Source organism: Suttonella sp. (assembly GCF_056855035.1).
Window position 1 is genome coordinate 1 of record NZ_JBXGGR010000030.1, and the last position, 8,044, is coordinate 8,044.

Annotated in this window: 11 protein-coding genes and 1 pseudogene; 1 reads left to right on the forward strand and 11 read right to left on the reverse strand. The window is 50.0% G+C overall.

The window, feature by feature from the left end:
* Positions 1-275: transposase (locus ACJHVI_RS02775; protein ID WP_483183100.1), on the forward strand; the 275-nt coding region annotated here is incomplete at its 5' end.
* Between the two features lie 316 nt (positions 276-591).
* On the opposite strand, the gene trhP is transcribed toward ACJHVI_RS02775, so the two are convergent.
* The 11 genes and pseudogenes from trhP to ACJHVI_RS02830 form a co-directional block, all read right to left on the reverse strand.
* Complete coding sequence (gene trhP / locus ACJHVI_RS02780) at positions 592-1,938, reverse strand: prephenate-dependent tRNA uridine(34) hydroxylase TrhP (protein WP_483183101.1); 1,347 nt, start codon at positions 1,936-1,938, stop codon at positions 592-594.
* A gap of 15 nt (positions 1,939-1,953) precedes the next feature.
* A complete protein-coding gene (locus ACJHVI_RS02785) occupies positions 1,954-2,826 on the reverse strand; it encodes a 3'(2'),5'-bisphosphate nucleotidase CysQ family protein (protein WP_483183102.1) in 873 nt (290 codons plus the stop codon).
* A 7-nt stretch (positions 2,827-2,833) separates the two neighbouring features.
* Entirely contained in the window at positions 2,834-3,202 is a 369-nt protein-coding gene (gene rplS / locus ACJHVI_RS02790; RefSeq protein WP_483183103.1) for a 50S ribosomal protein L19, read from the reverse strand.
* Positions 3,199-3,951, reverse strand: coding sequence for a tRNA (guanosine(37)-N1)-methyltransferase TrmD (trmD, locus tag ACJHVI_RS02795; protein WP_483183104.1), 753 nt, complete (start codon positions 3,949-3,951; stop codon positions 3,199-3,201). Before trmD ends, rplS begins: the two co-directional genes overlap by 4 nt.
* A gap of 9 nt (positions 3,952-3,960) precedes the next feature.
* Complete coding sequence (gene rimM / locus ACJHVI_RS02800) at positions 3,961-4,506, reverse strand: ribosome maturation factor RimM (protein ID WP_483183105.1); 546 nt, start codon at positions 4,504-4,506, stop codon at positions 3,961-3,963.
* Positions 4,506-4,760 (reverse strand): 30S ribosomal protein S16, encoded by a 255-nt coding sequence (rpsP, locus tag ACJHVI_RS02805; protein WP_483183106.1) that lies wholly within the window; start codon positions 4,758-4,760, stop codon positions 4,506-4,508. The genes rimM and rpsP overlap by 1 nt, the downstream gene beginning before the upstream one ends.
* 130 nt (positions 4,761-4,890) lie before the next feature.
* Positions 4,891-5,118, reverse strand: coding sequence for a hypothetical protein (locus tag ACJHVI_RS02810; protein WP_483183107.1), 228 nt, complete (start codon positions 5,116-5,118; stop codon positions 4,891-4,893).
* 51 nt (positions 5,119-5,169) lie between these two features.
* The gene (coaD, locus tag ACJHVI_RS02815) at positions 5,170-5,673 is read right to left on the reverse strand and encodes a pantetheine-phosphate adenylyltransferase (RefSeq protein WP_483183108.1); all 504 of its coding nucleotides are present in this window, start codon (positions 5,671-5,673) and stop codon (positions 5,170-5,172) included.
* On the reverse strand, positions 5,666-6,238 hold the full coding sequence (gene rsmD, locus ACJHVI_RS02820) for a 16S rRNA (guanine(966)-N(2))-methyltransferase RsmD (RefSeq protein WP_483183109.1): 573 nt from the start codon (positions 6,236-6,238) through the stop codon (positions 5,666-5,668). Before rsmD ends, coaD begins: the two co-directional genes overlap by 8 nt.
* Positions 6,231-7,289, reverse strand: coding sequence for a 3-deoxy-7-phosphoheptulonate synthase (locus ACJHVI_RS02825; protein ID WP_483183110.1), 1,059 nt, complete (start codon positions 7,287-7,289; stop codon positions 6,231-6,233). The genes rsmD and ACJHVI_RS02825 overlap by 8 nt, the downstream gene beginning before the upstream one ends.
* Before the next feature lie 124 nt (positions 7,290-7,413).
* Positions 7,414-7,830, reverse strand: a pseudogene (locus ACJHVI_RS02830) (PDDEXK nuclease domain-containing protein); the annotation flags it as partial.
* Positions 7,831-8,044 lie beyond the last annotated feature (214 nt).

An 8,044-nucleotide genomic window follows, 5' to 3' on the forward strand; every position in this document is an offset into this window, starting at 1 on the left:
AACAAATGCTACTGCCTTGTCTTAACAATCACACCAAACAAACAGGCAAGCCTTGTATCATCATCTTAGATAATGCAAGATTTCACAGAATGAAACACTTGCAAGAGCTTATCAATAACACGCCATACAAACACATCATCTTACCATTACCACCTTACTCACCTGAGCTAAATCCAATAGAGCAAACTTGGGCAACGATTAAGAGATGGCTTAGAAGTCATTTGGCAGAGTTTGATACAATCGAAGAAGGTTTTAAGTGTTATTTTGGGGTTTAGTAAGTATATAGTCGGAGAAGTGAAAAAGTAGTACAAGGCGGCGAGCCGCAGGCAGTACAGAGCGTACGGCAAGGCGAACCAAATCCGTAATACTTTTTCAATTCTTTGACTATAACGATGCCACCTAAGCCGATGCCGCCGGCTTTCATACCGGCGCCGCGTCTGTCTTGCACATTATTGCTGCGTCTGCCGCCTTTCCAGTCTATATGTTTTCCTTTTTGATGAAAAGGCTCAGTGTAGCATAGGCTTGCTGAATCAAAGACTGAGTTTTGCGGTAGAAGATTCATGCCCGCACCGCTTTACCGATGAATAGGACTTAAGAAAGGTTTTTAGCTAAAAGGGTAAAGGTATCCACTTCGCCGATGTCGGTTTGCACCTGCCAGCCGCTGCCTTTTGCCGCCGGAACGATTTCGCAGTTTTTGCGGTCGAAAAGACTGCCGATGGTGATTTCGCGGTTGCCGTTGGGGCTGATGATTTCCACGCGGTCGCCGCTTTGGAAATGGTTTTTGGCTTCAATGGTCGCCAAGCCTTTTTCCGCATCATAGGCGATGACTTCGCCGACAAATTGCTGCGTCGCGGCATTGGACGAGCCTGTGGCGTAGTTTTGCTGGGCTTTGATTTGGCGGCGCACGAAAAAGCCGTCCGTATAGCCGCGGTTCGCCAGTCCTTCCAGTTTTTCATTCAGATCGGGATTAAAATCGCGTCCCGCATAAGCGTCGTCAATCGCTTGGCGGTAGAGTTGGGCGGTGCGGGCGGCATAGTAATGGGATTTGGTGCGTCCTTCGATTTTCAGACAGTCCACACCGATTTTCACGAGTTCGCCAACGTGTTCAATCGCGCGTAGGTCGCGGCTGTTCATGATATAGGTGCCGTGTTCGTCTTCGGTGATTTCCATGTATTCGCCGGGGCGGTTTTCTTCTTCCAGATAATACACGCCGTCAGCCAAAGGGTGGCGTTCGCGACTGTCCGTGATGCCGCTTAGTGCATCGGGAGAGAAGATTAAATCGGGCGTGGGGATGAATTCGCCTTCTTCTTCCTCGGTGCTGGCATGGGTTTTGTATTTCCAGCGGCAGGCATTGGTGCAAGTGCCTTGGTTGGGGTCGCGGTTGTTGAAATAGCCCGAGAGCAAGCAGCGTCCGGAATACGCCATACATAAGGCGCCGTGGACGAATACTTCCAGCTCCATATCGGGGCAGCGTTGGCGGATTTCGGCGATTTCTTTCAGCGAGAGTTCGCGCGACAAAATGACGCGGCTGACGCCGTTTTGCTGCCAAAATTTCACGGTCGCCCAATTCACGGTATTGGCCTGCACGGAGAGATGAATGGGCATATCAGGATAGGCTTCTTTGACAATCATAATAAGCCCGGGGTCGGACATAATCAGCGCATCAGGCTTGGCGGCAAGCGAAGGCGCAAGATCGCGCAAAGCGGTGTCGAGTTTGTAATTATGCGGCTGGGTATTGACCGTGAGATAGAAATGTTTGCCCAAGGCATGCGCTTCATCAATGCCTTGTTTGAGGTTTTCGTCCGTGAATTCATTGCCGCGCATGCGCAGGGAATAGCGGGCGGAGCCTGCGTAAACAGCATCGGCGCCATAGGCAAAAGCATAGCGCATGGTTTTGATTGAGCCGGCTGGGGCAAGGAGTTCAACGGTTTTAGTCATGATGTGTGTCTGTAATTAAAAAAATGGCGACGGTGTGCGTGAGGTCTGCTGTTCGGCGGCAAACAGTGCTTGCATGGCTTGAAAGTAAGCGGCGATGCGGCTGTCGTCAAAGCCGGCGCCATAGGCAAGGAAAGGCGGATTTTGCAGATGTTCGCGCGCGCCATAATCGATGGCGGTGAGCTGCGGAAAGTAGCGAAGACCACCGCCGGCTTCGCTAAGCAAAATATCGCCTGCCGCAATATCCCATTCGCTGCCGCCGAGCGACAGTTTGACGTAAAAATCGGCATCGCCTTCCGCCATTCGGCAGAATTTCAGCGCACTGGCTTGGCTGACATGCCGATATTCGCCGAATTGCGATTGCAAAAAATGATGCACACGCTTGCTGACGTTGATGCCGGCGGTCAATAGACGCGGTTCTGCGGGATTGAAACGGCGGCAGTGCAGGCGTTGCGGCGCTTGATTTGGGCTTACTTTATACGCGCCCATACCTGCGCCAGCATACCAATAGCAGCGCCGAGTGGGAGAATAAATCAAGCCTAACATCGGGCGGTGGCGGTAAATACGTGCAATCGCAATGCAAAATTGATCGCTTTGGCGGATAAATTCCTTTGTGCCGTCAATGGGGTCAATCAGCCAATAGTCTTCAAATGACTGGTTTTGGCTGGAAAGATTTTCTTCGCTGACGACGGGAATGGGCGCAATATTGACCAAGCCTTCGTTGAGAATGCGGTCAGCGGCAAGATCCGCCTGCGTTAAAGGGGATTTGTCGTCTTTAATGACAATGCCCATATGATCTTGATGACCATAGAATGACAAAATCGCCGCAGAAGCGTTTGCACACAATGCGGCGATTTGCGAGATACAGTCTTGAAATTCAAGTGTCTGCATATTTTCCTTATTCAGCAGCGGCTTTTTTGGTATCAAGTTTTTCTTTGATACGTGCTGCTTTGCCTTCCAATCCGCGCAGATAATATAATTTCGCACGGCGTACGTCGCCGCGGCGTTTGACGCTCACGGAATCAATCAAAGGGCTGTGCGTTTGGAAAACGCGCTCGACACCTTCGCCGTGAGAAATTTTGCGCACAGTGAAAGATGAACCTAAACCACGGTTTTTCTTAGCGATAACTACGCCTTCAAAAGCCTGCAAACGTTCACGGTTGCCTTCGCGTACTTTGACTTGTACGACAACGGTATCGCCTGGGTTGAATTCAGGTAAATCGGTTTTAAATTGTTCTTGTTCAAGGGTGTCGATGATGTTGCTCATGACGGCTCTCCAGAAAAATGGGTTTCAGCTAAAAATTCATTTAATAAACTTTGCTGCGTCCGGCTGAGGTTAAGTTCAGCAAAAATATCAGGACGCAGTAAAAACGTTCTGCCCAGTGCCTGTTTCATGCGCCAACGGGCGATAAGCGCATGATTGCCACTGAGCAGTATTTCAGGGGCGCAGATTTTATCAGCAATTTCAGGGCGTGTATAGTGGGGGTGGTCTAAAAGTTTATTGTGGAAGGAATCCTGACAGGCGGATTGTCCGTCTCCCAAGACGCCGTCAATCAAGCGGCAGACCGCGTCGGCAATGACCGCAGCGGCGATTTCGCCGCCGGATAAGACAAAATCGCCCAGCGAAATTTCCGCATCAATATGCTGATCGATAAAGCGTTGATCAATGCCTTCGTAGCGTCCGCACCAAAAGGCAAGGCGGGGTTTGCCCGCCAATTGCGCGGCGACTTCATGCGTAAAAGGCATGCCCTGCGGACTGAGATAGATGTGAAAAGGACGTTCTGTCTGCGCGTTTAACTGCGCCGCCATTTGCGCCAGCGGCGCATATTGCATCACCATGCCGGGACCGCCGCCAAAGGGGCGGTCGTCAATTCTTCCGTGGCGGTCTGCGCTGTATTGGCGCGGATTATGATAGAAGAATTGCAGGATTTGCTTGTCAATGGCGCGCCCGATGACGCCTTGGCTGAACCAATGCGCAATTAATTCGGGAAAAATGCTGATGAAATCGATGTGCATCGTTGTTTATTAGGCGGGATTGTCGTTTGACCAATCGCTTTCCCAGTCCACATGCAGGATTTGCTTGTCAAAGTCGGCGGAATCCACATAGACGCCCACTACCAGCGGAATTAGGAGCTCGGCGGCTTTTTTGTCTGCGCCTGTTTTGATAACGAGGACGTCGTTGGCGCCTGTTTCAAAAATTTCTGCGACGCTGCCTAAGATTTGCTGTTGGCGATTGACGACGGTCAGCCCGATTAAGTCCGTCCAATAAAATTCGTTTGCCGCAGTGACAGGCAGTTGTTCGCGTTTGATGCTCAGATGGAGACCGATAAGCTGCATAGCGGCATCGCGGTCGTCATAATTGGCGAAATGCGCGACAATCGATTTGCCTTGCTCGCGTCCGGTATTAAGTTTGAGAGTAAAGCTGTCGCCATTGGGGCGGGTGGCGATGAATTCGCGGTAGCCTAAAATGGCTTTACGGGGTCGGCAGTCTGAGTGCAGTTTCACCCAGCCGCGAACCCCGTGAACACCCACAATACGCCCCAATGTAATTTGAGCGTGATTGTGTTTCATTAGGCTTGGTTAGACGCTTTGTATTGTTTGACCAAGCTTCTGACGCGATCGCTTAATTGCGCGCCGCGCGATTGTAAGAATTCGATGCGCTCAACATCTAAACGCAGTTCAACTTCTTGGCCGCGTGCAATGGGGTTGAAGAAGCCAAGACGCTCGATGAAACGGCCGTCACGAGCATTGCGGCTGTCAGTTGCAACTACATGGTAGAACGGACGTTTTTTAGAGCCGCCACGCGATAGTCGGATTGCTAACATAATATTTTCCTTGTATGGATTGTGTAAAAAGAGGGCGTATTATACGGAAAAGAGATGAAAAATAAAGTTTTTCAGGCATAAAAAAGCGAATATCCGAAGATATTCGCTGCGGTTTTCAAATCAGCTCAGCTTATTTAACTTGTGATTTAGTGAAAACGCGGTCGATTTTAGCGGCGTTTTGTTGCGCTAAAGCTAAAGCTTGTTGTGAAGTTTGGTTAGCTTGGATAGCAGCGGCACGAGCTTCTTCAACTGATGCACGAAGTGCAGTCAAGTCAGCATTGTTTTCAGTTTTGCTGGCGCAACCGGCGAAAACAACAGTAGCAGCAGCTAAAGCGGCAATTTTCATAGAAGTTTTCATGTTCATTCCTTTTAAAACTTGTTTGAGGTGTCAGTAATGACGCTCGATATTCTACACATAATTTTTTTGGCTTCCAAGTTTGTCCAATAAATTTTTTTTAATTTTAGGCGCTAAGAGTGCGGAAACGTCGCCGCCCAGCTTAGCGGATTCGCGCACCAGACTTGAGGATAAAAAAGTGAAGCGTTCGGAGGGCAGCATGAACAGGGTTTCGATTTCATCGGCTAAATGATGGTTCATGGCGGCGAGGCGGTATTCGTATTCGAAATCGCCGCTGCTGCGTATGCCGCGGATAATTAATGAGATTTTATGTTTACGGCATAAATCGACGAGCAGACCTTCATAGGGCAATACTTTGACGCGCGCGCTTAAGCCCAGCTCTTCAATGATGTCCTGCACCATAGCGCCGCGTTCTTCAAGGGAGAAAAGGGTTTGTTTGTGATGCCCCGCCGCGACGCCGATATAGAGTTCTTCGCAAAAGGCGGTGGCGCGTGTGATGATGTCTTGATGCCCGAGGGTCATGGGGTCGAAGGTGCCGGGATAGAGGGCTTTAGTCATCGCTGCGTCCGAGTAGTCCGAAATATACTTGTCCCGCACGGCCGGATTTCAGCCATTGCCAGCCTGTTTTGAGTGTCAGGTTTTCGAGTTTTTCCGCGCTTTCCACATAAATTTTGCCATAGGGTTTGAGCCAAGCCTCGCTGGCGAATTTGTCTATCGCGGCTTGATGAAGATGGGCGTCAAAGGGTGGGTCTAAAAAGATTAGGTCGTAACGCGTGGGGCTGTTGCTGAGCGTGAGGGCGTCGCTTTGCAGGGTGCGGGCGTGTCCAATATGCCATTCTTGCAAGCAGTTGCGGATGGCGGCGAGGGTTTGGCTGTCGTTGTCGCAAAATAAGGCGCTGCCTGCGCCGCGCGATAGGGCTTCCAAACCCATGGCGCCGCTGCCGGCAAAGGCGTCGAATACCGCTGCGCCGGCGATTTCGTTTTGCAGCCAATTAAAGACGGTTTCGCGGACGCGTTCTGGACTGGGACGCAGACCGGGGCGGTCGAGAATGGGAATCCGGCGGCCGCGGTGGCTGCCGGCGATGATGCGGATTTTATTAGCGAGCGGACGTTGATTAGGCATGATGTTCCTGTAAGAGTTGGCGGGCATCGCGGATGCAGGCGACGGTGGTTTCCCAGTCGATACAGCCGTCGGTAATCGAAATGCCGTAGGCAAGTGCGGCGGGATTGTCGCCGAGTTTCTGCGTGCCGCCGTGGATATGGCTTTCGAGCATGACGCCCAAGATGTCTTGGTTGCCGGCGGCGATTTGCTGGATGACGTCTTTCATGACCAGCGGTTGGCGTTGCGGGTCTTTATTGGAATTGGCATGCGAACAGTCGATGATGAGATTGGCGGGCAAGCCTTTTTGATGCAGGGCGGTGGTGCATAGCGCGATGTTGACGCTGTCGTAATTCGGGCCTTGATTGCCGCCGCGCAGTACGATGTGTCCGTGCGGATTGCCTTTGCTGCGCGTAATCGCGATTTGTCCGTTGGCGTCGATGCCTAAGAAGCTATGCGGACGCGAGGCGGATTCGATGGCATTGATGGCGACATCTAGCGAGCCGTCGGTGCTGTTTTTAAAGCCTACGGGGGTGGATAAGCCGGAAGACATTTCGCGGTGGGTCTGGCTTTCGGCGGTGCGTGCGCCAATCGCCGTCCAGCTAATCAAATCGCCGATATATTGCGGCGAAATGGGGTCGAGCGCTTCCGTGCCGGCAGGCAAGCCCATTTCATTGATGTCGATCAGCAGTTTGCGCGCAATATGCAGTCCTTTTTGCATATCGAAGCTGTCGTTTAAATCGGGATCGTTGATTAAGCCTTTCCAGCCTACCGTAGTGCGCGGTTTTTCAAAATAGACGCGCATAATGATAAGGAAGGTGTCTTGCACTTCATCGGCGAGGGCTTTTAGGCGGCGGGCGTAATCCAGCGCCGCCTCGGGGTCGTGAATCGAACAGGGTCCGACGACGATGATTTTACGCTTGTCTTTGCGGTCTAAAATATTGCAAACGGCTTGCCGTCCTGCTAAAACCGTTTGGCGGCAAGTATCGCCAGCCGGATGTGCGGCGTATAAATCATTGGGCGAAAGCAATGTTTCGTGACTGCTGATACGGAGATTGTAAAGAGATTTGTCCATGGCTGCCTCGTTGGGAAAAATGTTTAGTGTAGGGAAAATATTCTGCCTGTTCAAGAAATAAGACTAAATATCGTCAACTAAACGCAGTAAACTTTCTTTGCTTGGCAAAACGGTTTGATAGCAGCTATAGTCGAAAAACTGAAAAAGTGACACAAAATATCAAGCTGCGAGCGTTATAGAGAGTACAGCAAAATGAATCAAAACTGTAACTCTTTTTGAAATCTTTGACTATAGCAAAAATCTGCGTATTGTCTTGGGGAAGGGGAAATTCTACAACCGATTGATTTTTATCTTGGCATAAGACAATTCGAATGGTGCTGTTTTCATCGGGCAATTTAATGAGGCGGTCGTAAAAATTGACATACATTTGCATTTGTCCGAGGTCTTGGTGTTTTAGTTTTCCGATTTTTAAATCAATCAATACAAAGCAACGCAGCAGGCGGTTATAAAACACTAAATCTACAGAAAAATTTTGCTCGTCAAAGCTGATACGCTGCTGTCTGCCGATAAAGGCAAAGCCTGTGCCCAGTTCTAATAAAAAGAGTTAATGGACATTTTGGGTGGTTTTTCAGAGAGCCCCCCCCACTTAATGGACAAAATGGGTGGTTATGAATAAGTTAATTGGATAAATAATCCATAATAAACTGTATCTTATGCTCACGATTTAAGCCACGATGACATCGCAAAACATCCTTTAAACGCGCAATATGACTTTCTGCCAAATTGCTTATTTTTGGGATTGCCAACTCGGGATA

What these genes read in the sequence shown, in the direction of transcription:
- trhP (WP_483183101.1), bottom strand. Translation starts at nt 1,938, where the DNA reads ATGACTAAAACCGTTGAACTCCTTGCCCCAGCCGGCTCAATCAAAACC.
- ACJHVI_RS02785 (WP_483183102.1), bottom strand. Translation starts at nt 2,826, where the DNA reads ATGCAGACACTTGAATTTCAAGACTGTATCTCGCAAATCGCCGCATTG.
- rplS (WP_483183103.1), bottom strand. Translation starts at nt 3,202, where the DNA reads ATGAGCAACATCATCGACACCCTTGAACAAGAACAATTTAAAACCGAT.
- trmD (WP_483183104.1), bottom strand. Translation starts at nt 3,951, where the DNA reads ATGCACATCGATTTCATCAGCATTTTTCCCGAATTAATTGCGCATTGG.
- rimM (WP_483183105.1), bottom strand. Translation starts at nt 4,506, where the DNA reads ATGAAACACAATCACGCTCAAATTACATTGGGGCGTATTGTGGGTGTT.
- rpsP (WP_483183106.1), bottom strand. Translation starts at nt 4,760, where the DNA reads ATGTTAGCAATCCGACTATCGCGTGGCGGCTCTAAAAAACGTCCGTTC.
- ACJHVI_RS02810 (WP_483183107.1), bottom strand. Translation starts at nt 5,118, where the DNA reads ATGAAAACTTCTATGAAAATTGCCGCTTTAGCTGCTGCTACTGTTGTT.
- coaD (WP_483183108.1), bottom strand. Translation starts at nt 5,673, where the DNA reads ATGACTAAAGCCCTCTATCCCGGCACCTTCGACCCCATGACCCTCGGG.
- rsmD (WP_483183109.1), bottom strand. Translation starts at nt 6,238, where the DNA reads ATGCCTAATCAACGTCCGCTCGCTAATAAAATCCGCATCATCGCCGGC.
- ACJHVI_RS02825 (WP_483183110.1), bottom strand. Translation starts at nt 7,289, where the DNA reads ATGGACAAATCTCTTTACAATCTCCGTATCAGCAGTCACGAAACATTG.